Raw genomic sequence first — 18,754 nt, 5'->3', positions numbered from 1 at the left:
GTAAAGTGAGGAAACTTATATGATTTACTTAGACAATGCTGCAACTACATACCCTAAACCAGAGCAAGTTTATGATTCTATAATGGATTGTATGAAAAACTACTGTGCTAATCCAGGAAGAGCTGGACATAAAATGGCTATGAGGGCAGCAAGAGAGATTTATGACGCAAGAGAAAATATAGCAAAGTTATTTAATATAGATAACCCTATGAATATAATATTTACAAATAATGCTACTGATTCATTAAATTTAGCTATAAAAGGTGTTGTAAAAGAAGGCGACCATATAATAACAACAAGTATGGAGCATAATTCTGTAATAAGACCAATAAAATCCCTAGAAGCAAGAGGAATTTCAAATACAATAGTTAACTGTGATAAAGAAGGTTTCTTAGACGTAAATGATATAAAAAATGCAATAAAACCAAATACAAAATTAATAGTAACTACTCATGCATCAAATGTAGTAGGAACTTTAGTAGATATAAAAGCCGTAGGGGAGATAGCTAAAGAAAATAATATATTATACTTAGTAGATGCATCACAAACAGCGGGAGTGTATTCTATTGATGTAAAAGATATGAATGTAGATATGATAGCAGCTCCAGGCCATAAATGCTTGCTTGGACCTCAAGGAACAGGTATCTTATATATAAGAGAAGGTCTTAGTGTAGATATTTTAAAAGAAGGTGGAACAGGAAGTAAATCAGAAGATTTATTCCAACCCGAAATAGTTCCTGATAGATATGAATCTGGAACACACAATACTCCTGGCATAGCAGGATTAAATGAAGGAGTAAAGTTTATATTAGAAAAAGGTATAGATGATATAAGACTACATGAAGAAGAATTATGTCAGTATATGTTAGATAAATTAGAAGAAATTCCTAATATAAAGATATATGGAACTAAAGATAGTAAAAAAAGAGCAGCAGTTATAGCGATAAATATTGGAGATATGGATTCTGGAGAAATAACTTTTATACTAGATAGTGAATATGATATAGCCACTAGATCTGGTATACACTGCGCTCCATTAGCTCATAAAACTTTAGGAACCCTAGAGCAAGGTGCAGTTAGATTTAGCTTAGGGTACTTCAATACTAAAGAAGAAATAGATAAAGCTGTAGAGGCTTTAAAAGAAATTTCTAAAAATAACTAAAAGATAAAAATGAGGATGTCTTAAAATAATTATTTTAAGACATCTTTTTTTATGGAAGTATATAGGTAAATTTTAAAATATATAAATTGAAATAAAAGTTAAATTTGATTTATATTAACAAAAAACTAAAAATAAATTTGATTAAACCTACATAAATAGGTAAAATATTACAAAATACATAGTGTTTTTAATATAAATTTAAGTTATAATCATCTTATAAGAAAATGGTTTCAAGGGGGAATTTTAGTATGGACATTCTAAGCTTAGGAGAGAAAATTAAGAAACTGAGAAAAGAAAAAAATATGACATTAAAAGAGTTAGCTGGAGATAGAATAACAGCAGCTCAAATAAGCCATATAGAGAGAGATAAGTCTCATACAAGTCATGAGTTATTAGATTACTTATCACAAAAGTTAGAAGTAAGTGTAGACTATTTACTAGAAACTAAAGAAATGCAATCTAGAAGGATAACAGATAACTTAATTCTTCAAAGTGAAATTCATATAAAAAGAGGAGAACTTGAAAAAGCGGAAGAATTAATAAATGAAATTTTAAATATATGTAAAAATTATAATTTAATAGATAATTATGCAAAATGCAATTTTTTATTAGGAACGATAAATATAAAAAAAGAAGACTATAATCTTGTAGTTGGAAATTTAGAAAAAGCTTTGTATTATTTCATAAAAGATAATGATAAAGAAAATATATTTAGATGTTATTTGAATATAGGAAAAGTATATATACAAGAAGCATTTTTCAAAGGTGCTATAACACATCTAGGATTTGCAGAGGACTTACTAACAGAAGGGCAAATCGAGGATATGGATATTCATAAAGATTTGTATAGTAATCTGGCATACTCTTACATGAAGTTAAATGACTCTGAAAAGTCTTTATACTATATAAATAAGATTAGTGATATAGAGATGCAAAACAATATAAAAGATGAAATAGATATGTTGTTATTAAAGGCCAATAATTTCTTAAAAGTTGGAAAGTATGATGATTCTAAGGAATGTTTTAAAAGGGCATTAGAGTTATTGGAGGAAGAAGAAAATAAATCAGGAATAGCAAATGTTTATCTGAGAATATCTGATATATATAAAAACCTAGGAAATATAGATAAGGTTTTAGAGTATTCTCAAAAAGCCTATGATATAAATAAAAATAGTGAAGACAAGATAACTATAAAGAGTTTATCTAAAATAGTAGATGCATATATTGAAAATAAAGATTTTGAAGAAGCTAAAAAGTATTGTAAAGTAGCACTAGCATTAGCTATAAAATCAAAAAATAAGTGTAATGAATATAAAGCTTTAAAGTTGTATTCTAAGATACACAAAGCACAAAATGAAAATACATCAGCGATAGAATATCTATATAAGTGTGCAAATATAGTATCTGAATTAGGAGATACTAAAACTTTAGCTGAATTATATATTGAATTAGGAGAATTATATTCAAATATATCAAAGGAAAAAGAATTAGAGTACTACCACAAAGGGGTAGCTTTATATAAAAATTTAGAAATAATATAGAAAAATAAAACAGATATAGCATACGCTATATCTGTTTTATTTTTAAAAGGTTTATAATATATTTATCTTGAAGTTGGATTACAAGAGAATCAATTTGAAAATTTACCGTCTATTTAAATAAAATCAAAGAAATAAATTTCTTATAATTAAAATTAATCTGATAAGTAATTGTATAGAAATAATCTATAACGTTTAAATTTACATATATGATAGAATTATTTTAAGGAATATGTAAGGAGAGGATATTATGTTAATAGAAATAGATGCAAGAGGACTAGCTTGTCCAAAACCAGTAATAAATACAAAGAAAGAATTAGATAAATTAGAAAATGGAGTTATAAGAGTCACAGTAGACAATACAATGGCAAAAGAAAATATAATAAAACTATCAAAGTCATCTAATTGCGAAAGTAGTGTTTTAAGAGAAGAAGAAGATTTAATAGTAGTCGAAATAACAAAAGGTGAAAATGTAAAAATAGAAGAAGATACGAAGGTTGATTTAGATAATAAGTGTATATTTATATCTTCAGATAAAATGGGACAAGGAAATGATGAACTAGGAGAAGTTCTTATAAAAGGATATATATATACTTTGACAGAAACTAAGCCATATCCAAAGCACATAGTATTTGTTAATTCAGGAGTAAAACTTACAACAGTAAATGAAGCTACAGTAGAAAACTTAAAAATACTAGAAAATAATGGAGTTGAAATACTATCTTGTGGTACATGTTTAGATTATTACAACTTAAAAGAATCATTAAAAGTAGGTACAGTTACTAATATGTATAATATTGTAGAAGTAATGAACAACTCACTACAAACTATATCTATATAATGGACATAATAAGGTTACATATTGTATATGTAGCCTTATTTATATAAAATAATATCTATAATAACTAGATTAGAAAGAGGAAAAACAATGAATGAAATGTATATAGTATCATTTAACTCAACACATCATGCAATAAGAACAGAGAAGTTATTAAAAGAAAAGGAAATAGTATGTACAACACTGCCTACACCAAGAGAGATAACGGCTAGCTGTGGGATTTCAATAAGATTCTTATACAATGATATAGAAAAGGTAAAAGAAACTTTAAGAGAAAGTGATGTAGAATATAAGGGGATATATAAAATAACTAAATTAGAAAATGGTAAAAAAGAAGCAACAGAGATAGTTTAAAAGGAGTGATTTTAAATGCCTATAAGTATTAAGATAGGAGATGTTGTTGAAATGAAAAAACAACATCCTTGTGGAAATAAAGAATTTGAAATAACTAGAGTTGGTATGGATGTAAAGATAAAATGCACTAAATGCTCTAGAGAAATAATGCTAGACAGAGAAACTTTTGAAAAAAGAGTAAAAAAGATAATTACTAAAGAATAAAATAGAAAATTCAGAAAATTTCAAAGAGAGTATCGAATCAAATTTGGCATTGCTATAATTAAAGTACAGGGTAAACAATTTCAGGGGGTGCTTTAATTATGGCAGTTAAATTTGCAAAGAGAATGGCAGGATTAAAAGGATCAGAAATACGTGAGCTTTTAAAGTTGACGGAAAAACCAGAAGTTATATCTTTCGCTGGAGGATTACCTGCTCCAGAATTATTCCCAATAGAGGAAATGAAAAAGATTTCGACTATGGTTTTAGAAGAGGATGGAAGATCAGCTCTTCAATATTCTACAACTGAAGGTTATACTCCTTTAAGAGAACATATAGCTGATAGAATGAATAGTAAAGCTAAAACTAATGTAACAAAGGATGATATATTAATAACTAATGGTTCACAACAAGGATTAGACTTTGCAGGGAAAGTTTTCTTAGACGAAGGTGACATAGTTTTATGTGAAAGTCCATCTTACTTAGGAGCATTAAATGCTTTTAAAGCATATTTACCAAAATTCATAGAAGTTCCAACAGATAAAGATGGAATGATAATGGAAGAGTTAGAAAAAATACTAGAAACAACTGATAGAGTGAAAATGATATATGTAATACCAGATTTCCAAAACCCAACAGGAAGAACTTGGCCAATGGAAAGACGTAAAAAGTTCATGGAAATTATAAATAAATATGAAATACCAGTAATAGAGGATAACCCATACGGTGAATTAAGATTCGAAGGTGATACATTACCATCTTTAAAATCAATGGATAACAAAGGATTGGTAATATATTTAGGAAGCTTTTCAAAAATATTCTGTCCAGGATATAGAATAGGCTGGACATGCGCATCTCATGAAATATTAAGCAAATTTATATTCGTCAAACAAGGAGCAGACCTACAAGCATCTAGTATATCTCAAAGAGAAGTTAGTAAATACATAGAATTATATGATTTAGATAAACATGTTGAAAAATTAAAAGAGGTTTATAAAAGACGTAGAGACCTTATGTTAAAAACTATTAAAGAAGAATTCCCAGAAGGTTTAGAGTATACTCATCCAGAAGGTGGGCTATTCACATGGGTAGAACTACCAAAACATTTAGACTCAAGAGTTATAATGGAAGATTGTATAGCAAATAATGTTGCATATGTTCCAGGGGGATCATTCTTCCCTAATGGTGGAAAAGAAAATTGTTTTAGATTAAATTACTCAACATCTACAGATGAGAAAATAGTTGAGGGAATCAAGAGATTAGGTAAAGTTTTAAAGAAACATATGGAAGTAGAAGCAAACGCATAGATAGCATAAAAAAAGAGTGACCTGCGGTCACTCTTTTTTATGGGAGATTGGGATGAAATATATTTAAGTTATGGGGGCTATATATAAATAGTATTATCCATCATAATTTAATATATACGTATTAAAAACAAAAAAATTTACCATAATATATGAGGAAATATAAATTGACAATTATCTTTAGTAATGATAAAATGTGTAAGTATGAGATTTGAATCTCATTTCTCTGCTCTACGAAGTAGAGCCGTTAAGTCCAAAGGGAGGTGAAAAGATAATGAGAAATTATGAATTAGTTTTCGTAGTAAAGCCAAATGCTGATGAAGAAACTAGAGAAGCTGTACTTAACAAAGTTAAGGAAGTTATATCTACTGATGGTGAAGTAGCTAACGTTGATGTATGGGGAACTAGAAAATTAGCTTACCCAATAGCTAAGTTCAACGAAGGTCACTATGTATTAGTAAACTTCAGTGCTGGTGTTGAATTACCAAAAGAATTAGATAGAAACTTAAAGATAAACGAAAACGTAATAAGACACATGATAGTTGCTGCTTAATGACTAGTTTTATTATGTAAAAGGCGGTGTTATTATGAACCATGTTGTTTTAGTGGGTAGATTAACAAGAGACCCAGAGTTAAGATACATCGCAGGAAGTGGAACTCCTGTTGCTAATTTCTCAATAGCTATTGATAGAGAATTCTCAGGCAAAGATGGTAAGAGAGAAACTGATTTTATAGATATACAAGTTTGGGGTAAATCTGCAGAGAATTGCGCTAACTATATCGGTAAAGGAAGTTTAGTAGCTGTACAAGGCTCAATAAGAGTGGATGTATATCAAAACCAAGCTGGAGAAAACAGAAGAGCGTTTAGAGTTAATGCTAACAGAGTACAGTTCTTAGATAGTAGAAATAAATCGGAAAATTCGTATAATAAAGGAAGTCAAACAGGATTTGAACCTAGTTTCGAGCCTACGTTCGAACCACAAGGATTAGACCCTCAAGGTTTCCAAGCTATAGATGACGACGATATACCATTCTAAAAAGGAGGGAAATGTTATGATAAACAAGAAGAGACGTAAGAAGAGAAGAGTTTGTCAATTCTGTGCTTCAAAAGACGTTAAGATAGATTACAAAAACACTCAAAGATTACAAAAATATGTAACTGAGAGAGGTAAAATATTACCAAGAAGAATATCTGGAACATGCGCTAAGCATCAAAGAGAATTAACAGTTGCTATAAAGAGAGCTAGAAACATAGCACTTTTACCATACACTGTAGAATAAGAAGGACGAGCCTTATGGCTCGTTTTTTTGTTATTCTAGTTAAATCTACTATGATTTATGATATAATATTTATATATTAAGGAGGGGGCAACTGTGAGATTAGATAGGAATTCCGATATAGCAAGAAACGTTAAAATAATGGAATGGATGAAAACAGAGTTGTTAATGAGCGTAGGGGATTTGTTCAACTTAATGTTTAAAGGAGTAAAGCCTTTAGATGAGGCATTACAAGATACTTTAGCAAATATTATAATGATAACATACCTTTTAGCAAAAAGATTGGGAATTAGTTTTAACGAAATGGATTATAAAATAAAAGAAAAGATAAAACTAGGAATAAATGAGAATCATAGTATAGAAAGATGGTATGGTGAGTTATCTGAACTCAAAAAACATATAGATAATAAGGAGTGAATCTAATTTGAATAATAAAGTAAAACTATCACAAGTATCGATGATAGTTACGCTGGGAATATTATTAGCTCTAGTAACAGCATATGTGCCTATATTAAGTGTGCTGAGTTTCTTAATACCAGTACCTTATGCAATAATAGGAACTATAGGTAACAATAAGAACTCAATATTATCTTTGATAGTTACTTTTTTAATACTTATATTTGGTGTAGATATAACATATGCTGTAAGTATTAGTATTATGAGTGTACTTCCTGGGATAGTTATAGGTAGTGTTGCAAGACAAAACATAAAAAAAGGTCAAGAAAATAAGTTTGAACCTATATATGCAGGTACAATTATAGTTATAATTTCAACTATAATTTTCTATACTATAGCAAATATGGTGTTCAAAACTAATTTATTAGATAACTTTATGAATGGTATGAAGGAAGCTGTAAGTGTTCAGCTTCAAATTTTAGGTGATGCAGGTGTGGATGTAAGTAGTGGATTAAAAGTAGAAGATGTAATCACCTTTGCACAAAATCTTTTACCTACAATGCTATTTTTACAGGGGATAATATTAGCATTTGTTACGTACTACATTGAGGCATTTATATTAAAAAGAATAAGAATGGTAAATTTAGAAATGCCTAAATTTAGAGATTTTTATTTACCGGGAAATCCAGTAATGGTGTCACTTATGCTATACATACTAGTTTTCTTAATTGATATGTTAGGCTTAAATTTTCATGGTGATTTAATCATAATGAATCTTCAACTAGTTTTTAATTTTATGTTTATGGCTCAGGGAATAGCAGTTTCTGTATATTACCTAAGAAATTGGTTTAAAGCTAGTCAAATAAAAAATATACTTATATCAGGATTAATCCTATATATATTCGGATTTATGGGTATATCTTTCTTAGGGATGTTAGATAGTGTAATAGATTTTAGAAAGGTAAGAAGCTATAAATCTGCGTAAGGAGGGAAGTAATGAGGAACAAACCAGCCTTGAAAATTAATATGCCAGAAAATAATATATACATATTAATTATAGGTGTAGCAAGTACAGCACTACTTTTATATGATTTTTATGTAGGTTGCTTATTTTTCCTTATTTTCTTATATATAGTTTTCCACAACTGGAAAACTACTAATATTAGAAGGAAGGAATGGAATAATTACATTCAAAATCTATCTTTAGATATAGATGAAACAACAAAAAAAGCAATAATGAATTTACCTATTCCACTTTGTATATTAGAATTTGATGGAAAAATATCTTGGTACAATAATAAATTCCATCAGATGACGGAAACACAAGATTTATTAGGTGAAAACATTGATGATATAGTAAAGAATCTAGATCTTAGAAAAGTTTTAAATGAAAATAAAGAAATGTACACAGATGTAAAGTATAAAGACAGAGATTATACTGTAGTATACAATGTTGTAAAAAATGATCAAGAAAAAAATGCAAAATATCTAATGATGTTATATTGGTTAGATAAGACAGATTATCTAAATTTACAACAAAAGCATGAAGATGAGAAAAATTCTATGATGTTGATTCAGGTTGATGGATATGATGACGTATTAAAAAGTGCATCAGAGGATAAAAGACCAATGATAAACGTTGAAATAGAAAGAATTCTTTCTAATTTAGAAAATGCATCTAAGTCAGCATTAAAAAGAACATCAAAAGATAAATTTTTCTTAGTTATGAACAAAAAAGAACTTAAAAAACTAGAAAGTGAAAAGTTTTCTGTACTAGATAAAATAAGAGAAATAGACTATGGAAATACATTACCTGTTACTATAAGTATGGGGATAGGTGTAGATGGAGATTCCATAAATGAAAATCTAAAATTGGCGTCTGGAGCTCTTGATTTAGCTTTAGGTAGAGGTGGAGATCAAGCTGTTATAAAAACTAAAGATAAGTCAGTATTCTACGGTGGAAAATCTAAAGCAGTAGAAAAAACTACAAAAGTAAAATCAAGATTAATAGGTCATGCACTAAGAGAAATTATATTAGAAAGTGATCATGTATATATAATGGGACACAAATATCCTGATATGGATGCTCTGGGTTCGGCAGTTGGAATATATGATATATGTAAATCTTGCGGTAAAAATGCTAATATAGTGCTAGATAGTACAAATGAATCAATAGATATATTTGTAGATAGAATAGAATCTTCAGATTATTATGATGGAATATTTATAGATAGCGAAGAAGCTATAAGAAGTTGCACGAGAAATACACTTGTGGTAGTTGTTGATACCCATAGACCTAATTTTACAGAATGTAATGAACTATTAGGTATATCTGACAAAATTGTAGTGATAGACCACCACAGAAGAGGCGTTGAATTTATAAATGATACAGTACTTTTATTCCATGAAATATACGTATCATCTACGTGTGAGATGGTAACTGAGCTAGTCCAATACATGGAAGATAATGTAAAGATAAATAAATTAACTGCAGAAGGTTTATTAGCTGGTATAACTCTAGATACTAAAAACTTCGCCTTCAAAACAGGGGTAAGAACATTTGAAGCTGCATCGTATCTTAAAAAAGTAGGTGCAGATACTGTAGAAGTCAAAAAGCTATTTAACTCAGACATAAGTGATTTTATAACTAAGGCTGAAATCATACAAAGTGCTAAGATAGTTTATGGAAAAATCTGTTTAGCTTATACAGAAAGAGTAGCAGATAACATAAATATAGTAATAGCACAAGCAGCAGATGAATTATTAAATATAAAGGAAGTTGAAGCATCATTTGTTCTAGGTAAAAAAGATGATAAAATATTCATAAGTGCTAGATCATTAGGAGAAACCAATGTACATGTTCTTATGGAAAAACTAGGCGGAGGAGGGCACAAAGATATAGCAGGTGCTCAATTAGAAGGTGTTTCATTAAAAACTGCATATTCAATGGTACAAGATATAATTGACGAATGCATAAAGGAGGAGAAATAGATGAAAGTTATTTTATTAAAAGACGTTAAAGGAACTGGTAAAAAAGGTGAAGTAAAAGAAGTAAGTGATGGATACGCAAGAAACTTCTTACTTAAAAAGAAATTAGCAGTTGTAGCAGATAATACAGCAGTAAAAGAATTAGGTGAAAAGAAGAAATCTGAAGAGATAAAAGCTCAAAAAGAGTACGAAGCAGCAGTAGAATTAGGAAAGAAAATGGAAGAATTAAACGTTGTTATATATACTAAAGCTGGTGATGGTGGAAGATTATTTGGATCAATAACATCTAAAGATATAGCAGAACAAATAAAAAAACAACATTCTATAGAAGTAGATAAGAGAAAAATACACTTAGATGAACCAATAAGAGCTTTAGGTTCAAGATTCGTTGAGATAAAGATACATCAAAAAGTAACTACTAAAATGAGAGTAGATGTAAAAGAGAAACAATAGAAAAGACACTTGAGGTGATAAACAATGGAGGATATGACTAGAATTCCTCCACATAGTGTGGAATCAGAACAGTCTATATTAGGGTCTATATTACTTGATAAAGATGCAATGATAACGGTGAGTGAAACTATAAAGCCAAATGACTTTTACAAAGAAGCTCACAAAATCATATATGAGTGCATGATAAAGTTAAGTAATAAAGGTGAACCAATAGACTTAATAACCCTAACAGAAGAACTTAAAAAAGAAGGACATTTAGATGATGTAGGAGGCATAAGTTATATAACGAGTTTATCAACGATTGTCCCTACAACATCTAATGTAAAGTATTATGCAGATATAGTGAAGGAAAAATCAGTTTTAAGACAACTTATAAAAGCATCTAATGAAATTATAAGCTTAGGATATGAAGGTTCCTCGAAAATAGAAGATGTATTAGAAAAAGCAGAAAAACAGATATTTGATATATCTCAAGAAAAAGCTAGTGATGATTTTAAATCTATAAATAGCGTACTAATGGATACTTATGATATGATTGAACATCTGTACACATCAAAGAGTGAAATAACAGGAATAACAACTGGTTTTAAAGACTTAAACAAAAAGATAAATGGACTACAGAGAACAGATTTAATATTAATAGCAGCTCGTCCAGCTATGGGGAAAACTGCATTTTCATTAAATCTTGTTCAAAATGCAGCACTAAAGGGTGATGCATCTGTAGCTGTATTTAGTTTAGAGATGTCTAAAGAACAGTTAGTTCAACGTATGTTATCATCACAATCTAGTGTAGAGCTTAAAAAATTAAAAACAGGAAAGCTAGGAGAAAATGACTGGCCTAGAATAATAGATTCTATGGCAGTTTTATCTAATGCTAAGATATATATAGATGATACTCCAGGTATAAAAATATCTGAGTTAAGATCAAAATGTAGAAAACTTAAAATAGAGCAGGGATTAGATTTAATACTTATAGATTATCTTCAACTTATGGAAGGTGAAGGTAATAATGAAAGTAGACAACAAGAAATATCAAAAATATCAAGATCTTTAAAAATAATCGCAAAAGAACTTAATTGTCCGGTAGTAGCATTATCTCAGCTATCTCGTGCACCAGAACAAAGAGCAGATCATAGACCTATGCTATCAGATTTAAGAGAATCTGGAGCAATAGAGCAGGATGCAGATATAGTAATGTTTTTATATAGAGATGAATATTATCATCCAGATTCAGAAAAAAAGAACATAGGAGAGGTAATAATAGCTAAAAATAGACACGGTGAAACTGGTGCAGTAGAGCTAGTTTGGCTTGGTGAAGTTCAAAAATTTGCGGATAAATCTAGGGATATGTAAACAAGATATCCACAGAAGTTTTTTTGGAAATTGGTTAAAGTATGTGGATAAATGTAGGAAAAAAATCATAAGTGTTGAAAAATACAAAAAGACTTATCCACATTATCCACATGTAACCTGTTGATAAATGTGAATAAGTACAAAAAAAAGCAAGCTATTAGCTTGCTTTTATTGTTTACAACTTAATATTTATAAATACAAATTTTTTATGGGGGAAAAATGTGTTGCATATAAATGTATTATATATATATCCAAAAATAATAGAAATAAACAAAGAAATAAATTTATTTAGAATAATTGATAATAATATAAAGGAGACATTAGTATTTTACTGCAAAAAAGGATCTAATTATAAGATTATGATGATGGATACAATGTCTGGAGAAAATAAAGAAATTTTAGGTGTATCTAAAATAGAAGAAGTAGGAACATTTATAAAAAATATAGAAGAATCAGAAGGAATAATAAAGAGTTTAAATAGCTTAGAAGATATAAAAAAATACATATTAAACTCAAAGTGTAAATAAAAAAGTTTGAAAATGTATCGAATGTTTGATAAAATGTATTGGTAAAGTGTTCGAAAATCTATAGTAGAGGTGAGTTATATGAAAACAGTAGCGATTGTAGGATCTCAATGGGGAGACGAAGGAAAAGGTAAAGTTATAGATTACCTTGCTACACAAGCAGATGTAGTAGTAAGAGGACAAGGTGGAAATAATGCCGGACATACATTAGTTGTAGATGGCAAAAAATTCGCTTTACGTCTAATACCATCTGGAGTATTAAATCCTAACACTATAAATGTAATAGGAAATGGTATAGTGTTTGATCCAAAAGGATTTTTAGAAGAGATAGAGACTTTAAATAAAGAAAATATAGATACTAGCAACATAAAAGTAAGTGATAGAGCCCATGTTGTATTACCATATCACAAGGAATTAGATGCACTAGCAGAAGAAGCTAGAGGAGATAACAAAATAGGGACTACAAAAAAAGGTATAGGACCTTGTTACATGGATAAAACTGAGAGATCAGGAATAAGAATATGTGACTTAATGGATAAAGACATATTTGCTAAGAAATTAAAAGCACAAATAGATGCTAAGAATAAATTAGTTCAAGGTGTATACGGAAAAGAAGCAATGTTTGACTTTGAAACTATATACAATGAGTATTTAGGATATGCAGAGCAAATAAGAAAAAATGTTGCAGATACTTCAGTTGTAGTATATGATGCTATAAAAGCTGGTAAAAAAGTATTATTCGAAGGTGCACAAGGAACATTATTAGACTTAGACTTAGGTACTTACCCATACGTTACATCTTCTCATCCAACATCAGGAGGATTCTCTATAGGAGCAGGTATTGGACCAAACATGATAAAAGATGTTGTAGGTATAGTAAAAGCATATACTACAAGAGTTGGAGAAGGACCATTTGTTACTGAATTAGATAATGAAATAGGAGAAAGAATAAGAATCCAAGGTCATGAGTTTGGTACAGTAACAGGAAGATCTAGAAGATGTGGATGGTTTGATGCTGTAATAGTTAAATATGCTGCAAGAGTAAACGGATTAACTAGTATATCATTCATGTTATTAGATGTTTTAAGTGGATTCGAAAAAATAAATATATGTACAGGATACAAAATGGGAGACAAGATAATAACAGATTTCCCAGCATCATTAGAAGATTTAGCTAAGTGCGAACCTGTATATGAAGAATTAGATGGATGGAATGAAGATTTAACAACTATAGAAAGATACGAAGATCTTCCAGAAAATGCTAAGAAATATATAGATAGAATAGAAGAAATAGTTGGAGTTAACATAGATATGGTTTCAGTAGGACCAAACAGAGCTCAAACTATAATAAGAAGAAATATATTTGCTTAATATATATAAGTGTAGTGGATTATATCCACTACACTTTTTTATATATAAAAATTAAAATATATAAAATTAAGTTAGAGATAAATATATTTTTATTTATACTTATAAAAATATATTCTACAAAAAGTTTTACTGAATAAAAAACAATTAGAATACTTACTTATAAATTAATATTTATACCCTAATTTAAGAAAAATATAGATTAGATAATTGGTAAAAATCTAAAATTAAGTATTTTTTAATAAAAAATTAATTTATGAACCCCTGTTATTTACTAAGGTTGAGAGAAAAATAAACAAAAAAGTAAAAAAATATAAAAAAATGTAAAAAAAGTGTTGACGAAAGTGTATGAACCTAATATAATAATATTTGTGAGTGAGAGAAACACGAACAAGCCGAAAGGCAAAAAAGGAAATGACCCATTAGCTCAGTCGGTAGAGCACCTGACTTTTAATCAGGGTGTCCCGCGTTCGAGTCGCGGATGGGTCACCATTTTAATTTTTACTCAGCACGGCCCATTGGTCAAGCGGTCAAGACACCGCCCTTTCACGGCGGTAACAGGGGTTCGATTCCCCTATGGGTCACCATTTTGGGACTATAGCTCAGCTGGGAGAGCACCTGCCTTACAAGCAGGGGGTCACAGGTTCGAGCCCTGTTAGTCCCACCAATTGCGGCCTGGTAGTTCAGCTGGTTAGAATGCCAGCCTGTCACGCTGGAGGTCGAGGGTTCGAGTCCCTTCCAGGTCGCCAATTTAAATATTATATGCTGGTGTGGCTCAACGGTAGAGCAGCTGACTTGTAATCAGCAGGTTGTAGGTTCGATTCCTATCACCAGCTCCAATCAAACTCTTAGATTTTATCTAAGAGTTTTTTATTGTGTAAATATAATTTTAATTAATATATGAATAAATATCCTCTATAAGGGTATATAGGATAGTATTGGCTAAAATTAAATTTTTCCAATATTAGTAGGTAATGTAAGGGGAAATATAAAATTTCTTATATCATAAAATTGTAGTTATTTTAATATGGAATATTTATATATAGAATATTAAACTTTAAAATAGTTATAATTAAAATTTTTAAATAGAATATGAAGCAATAACTCTTACATTATAAGCATTTATAATTATGAATAGGAGTGAGTTTTTCATGAGTGAAGCATTAAAAAAGAAGAGTACAAGCATCGCTATGTTAGTATTTTTACTTGGAATTTTTATGGGGGCTATGGACTCTGGAATAGTATCACCAGCAAGAAATGTAATAGCTAGTGGACTTGGAATATCAGAATCAGCTAGCGTGTGGATGATAACCATATATACTTTAGCATATGCTGTATCTATGCCAATAACAGGTAAGTTAGCAGATACATATGGTAGAAAAAAGGTATATATGATTTGTGTTACATTATTTGCCACAGGTTCTTTACTTTGTGGAATATCAGATATAGTAGGGAGCTATGGATTTTTACTAACTTCAAGAGTTATCGAAGCAATAGGTGGCGGAGGTATAATGCCAATAGCCACAGCATATATAGGCTCATCTTTCCCTGAAGAAAAAAGAGGGTCAGCACTTGGATTAGTTGGAGGAATATATGGAATAGCAACTGTTCTTGGACCAACGCTAGGAAGTTTTATACTTTCTGTGGCTGGAGATGGTAAATGGGGATATTTATTTTTAATAAATGTACCTATAAGCATTATTATAATAGGAGCAGCGTTAAAACTAGAAGAAAATAAAAAAGACTCAGATATTAAAAAAATGGACATTTGGGGGTCTTTAATATTAAGTATTTTAATTGCATCATTAATGTATGCTTTAACAAATCTTAAATTCTATGATTTTGGAAATTCAATTAAGACATTAGATGTTTGGCCATATTTATTAATATCTATAATAATGGTTCCAATATTTATATATATAGAAAAAAGAGCAGAAGACCCTGTCTTAAACTTAAGTTTCTTTACTAATAAGCAAATAGCATTAACTTTATTTATAAGTCTTATAGTGGGATGTGGACTTATGAGTACTGTATTTTTACCACAATTTGCTGAAAATGTATTAAAATTAAAAAGAGGTAGTGGTGGTTATATAGTAACTTTATTTGCTGTATTTACTGGTATATCAGCTCCACTTGGTGGTAAGTTTATAGATAAATTTGGTGTTAAGAGATTATTATTACTAGGATTTTTAGCTAATATATTCGGTGTATTATATCAGGCAGTTATAACTGCAAATCATCCCAATTTCACAAACTTAACTATAGGATTAGTATTTATGGGCATAGGTATGGGATTTACCATGGGAACACCTGTAAATTATTTAATGATGAGTTTAGTTAAACCAGAAGAAATATCAATGGGGCAATCAACAGTTTCATTACTTCGCTCTATAGGTGTAGCTATATCACCTAACTTACTGATAAACTTCGTATCAGATGCAGGCAGAAATGTACCAGGTGCAATAGAAAAAGTAATGCCACATATACAAGGGATAACAGGAGGTGCATTAGGAAGTAGTACAGCATCAGCAGATATGATGAATAAATTACAAAATGCAGATGTTACTAATATATTTGAAACAGTTAAATCTTTTATGATGTCTATGCTCAATGGTATACAACATGCTATGTCAGTAAATCCTAATATGGATTTTGCAGCATTAAAAAGTAATTACTTAACAAGTTTAGATAAAGCTAAACCAGCCATAGAAAATGCGTATCAATACACTATGAATCAAGGTTATGCTCACTTATTTATAGGTGTAGCTGTTATATCATTACTTGGTTTAATTGCATCTTTATTTATAAAAAGCAAAAAGAAATCTAAATAGTAATTATAAAAAATTCTATAATAAAATGATCAGAATTAACTATAAATAATACTAAAATAGGAGAAAAATATTATAATATTTTTCTCCTATTTATATCTTTCCCATCTTAAATCATTACCAACAAACTTTATAAGCCTAAACTTATCTAATATTCTAGATAAAGTTCTTTGAGTATAAGTTTTTCCTATTTGATTAGGTGATAAGTTTGTAGATATTATTATCTTTTTACCAGATACCAATCGAGTATTAACTATATTAAAAATTTCACCACTTGTAAATGAATTATTTAGTTCAGTTCCAAGATCATCTATTATCAATAAATCACAATCGAATAGATTTTTATAATTTTCATTAGCCATTTTATTATTAGGATCTCTTCTAAACTTATAGTCTTCAATAATTTCTAGGATTTTAAAAGATGTTTGATATATAACTACATATCCTCTATCTAATAAATCTTTGGCAATACAGTTAGACATATAAGTTTTTCCCAATCCAGTAGAACCATAGAAAAGTAAATTTTCACCATTATCTTTATCGAAATCTAATACGAATTTTTCACAAATAGAGAATATATCAAGCATGTTTTCTCTAGGTGATATACCAGCACCTTCAGGTCTTACAGGTGAAAATATATCAAAATTGAAATTGGCAAAATTCTCTTTACTTAAAACTCTATCTAAATTAGACATTTTGTAAGCTTCATTGATTATTTCCTGCTTAAAACAACTACATTTTTCACCATTTGGTGTAAAACCAGTATCTTTACAGTAATTACAATCATACTTCATCTCTAAATAATTTTCAGGTATACCATGAGTTTTTAGAAGAAGAGATTTTCTAGCTTTTAGAGTATCCATTTGTTCTTTAGATTCCTTTACTATTTTTTCTCTTGAATTAGGGTCAAGTAAAACAGCTTTAGCTAGTTTAAGACCAATTTTACTAATCTCATCTTCTATATGCTGAATTTCTGGTATTCGAGTATAAAGTTCTTTTTTTCTCTTTTCTAAGTCAAGTTCATCTGCATCTCTTTTTTGCTCGTACTTTAGCAGGATCTCTCTTATTTTACTTTCGTTCATCTAATCACCTACCTAAATTTTTCCTTCTGACTTTTTTCGATAATTCTATCTAATTCCTCTGGACTATACTGAGTGAATGTCTCATTAAAGTTATGGAACTTAGTCTTTTTATAATTTTCGGAAGTTTTATTAGAGGAAAATTTACCAACATTTTCTTTTAATTTTCTTGATTCTTCTTGTATCTTTAAATCTTGAAGATTTTTTATGCTTTTATTATTCCAACTTTTAATAACACCATCAATGTATGTTATAGAAGGATTAGAAATATTTTTGGACTTAGAACAAGCTTCAAGAATTAATTCAATATCCATATTAAATTGATCTAACCATATATCCATAGTTTCTTTTTCAGACCTAGAAGGCTGTCTAAAGAATCCTAATTCATTAAATATAGTTTTGTATATCGTATATCTTTCACTTCTAGCATTAAAACTAACCTTAACATCATCAGGAGTATATAAGTTGCTATCATACCAGTTTCTAATTATACTCTCAATATATTTAACAGGCTTGGAAGAACCAGTTCTTTCTTTTACATTTTCATAAGCATAAACAATCATATCTGGATTCATATTGTATTTATTCATTATATCTAAAATACTAATTTTTTCACCTGGGTCAAGATGTCTGCCTACAATTTGATTTATAGAGTTAAACATCTTTCTAATGCTTGGGTTTTCAGCAACAGAAACGATAGAGTCTGTATTTGATTTAATAGATTTAGTATTAACAGTGGTATTTTCTATATACTGTTTCTTTAAATCTAAAAACTCAACAGAATAATCAAATTCATCAAGGCCTTCGTTTTTGTGCATTTTAATTATATTTTTGCTTTCCCAAAACTTCCATGCTGATAACACATCTGAAAGAGGGATATTTAAGTCTTTTGCAATAGAATTATTGTTAAACTTAGGATTAGAACTTGGGTCACAAGCATTTTTATATCCAAGGAGATAAACTTTAACGTATAACCCGTCCGCCATAGGCATAAATATATCTATAAAGATATTTGGAATGGATGTATCACCTAAGTCAACCTCATTAGGTTCTTTAAAAAACATTTTATCACCTCGCTTTAAATTATATCATA

19 protein-coding genes and 5 tRNA genes are annotated in these 18,754 nt (G+C 29.4%); 22 read left to right on the top strand and 2 right to left on the bottom strand.

The annotated features are described in order from the left end of the window. The first annotated feature begins 19 nt into the window (after nt 1-19). The 22 genes from ABHC41_RS10310 to ABHC41_RS10205 all read left to right on the top strand — a co-directional run bounded on the left by ABHC41_RS10310 (nt 20) and on the right by ABHC41_RS10205 (nt 16,585). Nucleotides 20-1,162 carry an aminotransferase class V-fold PLP-dependent enzyme gene (locus ABHC41_RS10310; protein ID WP_195238423.1) on the top strand — a complete coding sequence of 381 codons (1,143 nt, stop codon included), beginning with the start codon at nt 20-22 and terminating at the stop codon, nt 1,160-1,162. A gap of 248 nt (nt 1,163-1,410) precedes the next feature. Next, entirely contained in the window at nt 1,411-2,703 is a 1,293-nt protein-coding gene (locus ABHC41_RS10305; RefSeq protein WP_195238422.1) for a helix-turn-helix domain-containing protein, read from the top strand. Nucleotides 2,704-2,950: 247 nt separating this feature from the next. Then, on the top strand, nt 2,951-3,541 hold the full coding sequence (gene yedF, locus ABHC41_RS10300; protein WP_195238421.1) for a sulfurtransferase-like selenium metabolism protein YedF: 591 nt from the start codon (nt 2,951-2,953) through the stop codon (nt 3,539-3,541). Between the two features lie 87 nt (nt 3,542-3,628). Continuing rightward, on the top strand, nt 3,629-3,892 hold the full coding sequence (locus ABHC41_RS10295; RefSeq protein WP_195238419.1) for a DUF3343 domain-containing protein: 264 nt from the start codon (nt 3,629-3,631) through the stop codon (nt 3,890-3,892). A gap of 15 nt (nt 3,893-3,907) precedes the next feature. Further along, a complete protein-coding gene (locus tag ABHC41_RS10290) occupies nt 3,908-4,096 on the top strand; it encodes a DUF951 domain-containing protein (RefSeq protein WP_166506165.1) in 189 nt (62 codons plus the stop codon). A 98-nt stretch (nt 4,097-4,194) separates the two neighbouring features. Further along, on the top strand, nt 4,195-5,397 hold the full coding sequence (locus ABHC41_RS10285; RefSeq protein WP_271893705.1) for a PLP-dependent aminotransferase family protein: 1,203 nt from the start codon (nt 4,195-4,197) through the stop codon (nt 5,395-5,397). 271 nt (nt 5,398-5,668) lie between these two features. Next, a complete protein-coding gene (rpsF, locus tag ABHC41_RS10280; RefSeq protein ID WP_092921669.1) occupies nt 5,669-5,947 on the top strand; it encodes a 30S ribosomal protein S6 in 279 nt (92 codons plus the stop codon). Between the two features lie 34 nt (nt 5,948-5,981). Then, nucleotides 5,982-6,431 (top strand): single-stranded DNA-binding protein, encoded by a 450-nt coding sequence (gene ssb / locus ABHC41_RS10275; protein WP_092921667.1) that lies wholly within the window; start codon nt 5,982-5,984, stop codon nt 6,429-6,431. A 16-nt stretch (nt 6,432-6,447) separates the two neighbouring features. Then, on the top strand, nt 6,448-6,675 hold the full coding sequence (gene rpsR / locus ABHC41_RS10270; RefSeq protein ID WP_092921665.1) for a 30S ribosomal protein S18: 228 nt from the start codon (nt 6,448-6,450) through the stop codon (nt 6,673-6,675). Between the two features lie 93 nt (nt 6,676-6,768). Continuing rightward, on the top strand, nt 6,769-7,089 hold the full coding sequence (locus ABHC41_RS10265) for a MazG-like family protein (RefSeq protein WP_092921663.1): 321 nt from the start codon (nt 6,769-6,771) through the stop codon (nt 7,087-7,089). Between the two features lie 7 nt (nt 7,090-7,096). Beyond that, nucleotides 7,097-8,053 (top strand): DUF2232 domain-containing protein, encoded by a 957-nt coding sequence (locus ABHC41_RS10260; protein WP_195238415.1) that lies wholly within the window; start codon nt 7,097-7,099, stop codon nt 8,051-8,053. An 11-nt stretch (nt 8,054-8,064) separates the two neighbouring features. Beyond that, the gene (locus ABHC41_RS10255; RefSeq protein WP_092921659.1) at nt 8,065-10,059 is read left to right on the top strand and encodes a DHH family phosphoesterase; all 1,995 of its coding nucleotides are present in this window, start codon (nt 8,065-8,067) and stop codon (nt 10,057-10,059) included. Then, on the top strand, nt 10,060-10,509 hold the full coding sequence (gene rplI, locus ABHC41_RS10250; protein ID WP_092921657.1) for a 50S ribosomal protein L9: 450 nt from the start codon (nt 10,060-10,062) through the stop codon (nt 10,507-10,509). Nucleotides 10,510-10,533: 24 nt separating this feature from the next. After that, nucleotides 10,534-11,862, top strand: a complete 1,329-nt coding sequence (dnaB, locus tag ABHC41_RS10245; protein ID WP_092921655.1) for a replicative DNA helicase — start codon at nt 10,534-10,536, stop codon at nt 11,860-11,862. Nucleotides 11,863-12,083: 221 nt separating this feature from the next. Continuing rightward, nucleotides 12,084-12,389 carry a hypothetical protein gene (locus ABHC41_RS10240; RefSeq protein ID WP_166506163.1) on the top strand — a complete coding sequence of 102 codons (306 nt, stop codon included), beginning with the start codon at nt 12,084-12,086 and terminating at the stop codon, nt 12,387-12,389. 78 nt (nt 12,390-12,467) lie between these two features. After that, entirely contained in the window at nt 12,468-13,757 is a 1,290-nt protein-coding gene (locus ABHC41_RS10235; protein WP_092921651.1) for an adenylosuccinate synthase, read from the top strand. A 413-nt stretch (nt 13,758-14,170) separates the two neighbouring features. Beyond that, nucleotides 14,171-14,246, top strand: a tRNA-Lys gene (locus ABHC41_RS10230). A gap of 20 nt (nt 14,247-14,266) precedes the next feature. Then, nucleotides 14,267-14,341, top strand: a tRNA-Glu gene (locus ABHC41_RS10225). Between the two features lie 4 nt (nt 14,342-14,345). Continuing rightward, nucleotides 14,346-14,421, top strand: a tRNA-Val gene (locus ABHC41_RS10220). Nucleotides 14,422-14,426: 5 nt separating this feature from the next. Then, a tRNA-Asp gene (locus ABHC41_RS10215) sits at nt 14,427-14,503 on the top strand. A 15-nt stretch (nt 14,504-14,518) separates the two neighbouring features. Then, nucleotides 14,519-14,593 (top strand) — tRNA-Thr (locus tag ABHC41_RS10210). A 312-nt stretch (nt 14,594-14,905) separates the two neighbouring features. Continuing rightward, a complete protein-coding gene (locus ABHC41_RS10205) occupies nt 14,906-16,585 on the top strand; it encodes an MFS transporter (protein WP_195238413.1) in 1,680 nt (559 codons plus the stop codon). An 86-nt stretch (nt 16,586-16,671) separates the two neighbouring features. Here the strand turns inward: ABHC41_RS10205 and ABHC41_RS10200 are convergent, their stop codons facing one another. Both ABHC41_RS10200 and ABHC41_RS10195 read right to left on the bottom strand, forming a co-directional pair. Next, nucleotides 16,672-17,664 (bottom strand): ATP-binding protein, encoded by a 993-nt coding sequence (locus tag ABHC41_RS10200; protein ID WP_092921647.1) that lies wholly within the window; start codon nt 17,662-17,664, stop codon nt 16,672-16,674. Nucleotides 17,665-17,672: 8 nt separating this feature from the next. Further along, nucleotides 17,673-18,725, bottom strand: a complete 1,053-nt coding sequence (locus ABHC41_RS10195; RefSeq protein ID WP_092921645.1) for a DnaD domain protein — start codon at nt 18,723-18,725, stop codon at nt 17,673-17,675. Nucleotides 18,726-18,754 lie beyond the last annotated feature (29 nt).

The sequence above is a fragment of the Romboutsia sp. 1001216sp1 genome (genome assembly GCF_039841805.1).
In the GTDB taxonomy this organism is placed as follows: domain Bacteria; phylum Bacillota; class Clostridia; order Peptostreptococcales; family Peptostreptococcaceae; genus Romboutsia_C; species Romboutsia_C hominis.
The sequence above is the reverse complement of the archived record's forward strand: the minus strand, read 5'-3'. Positions and strand labels throughout refer to the sequence as shown.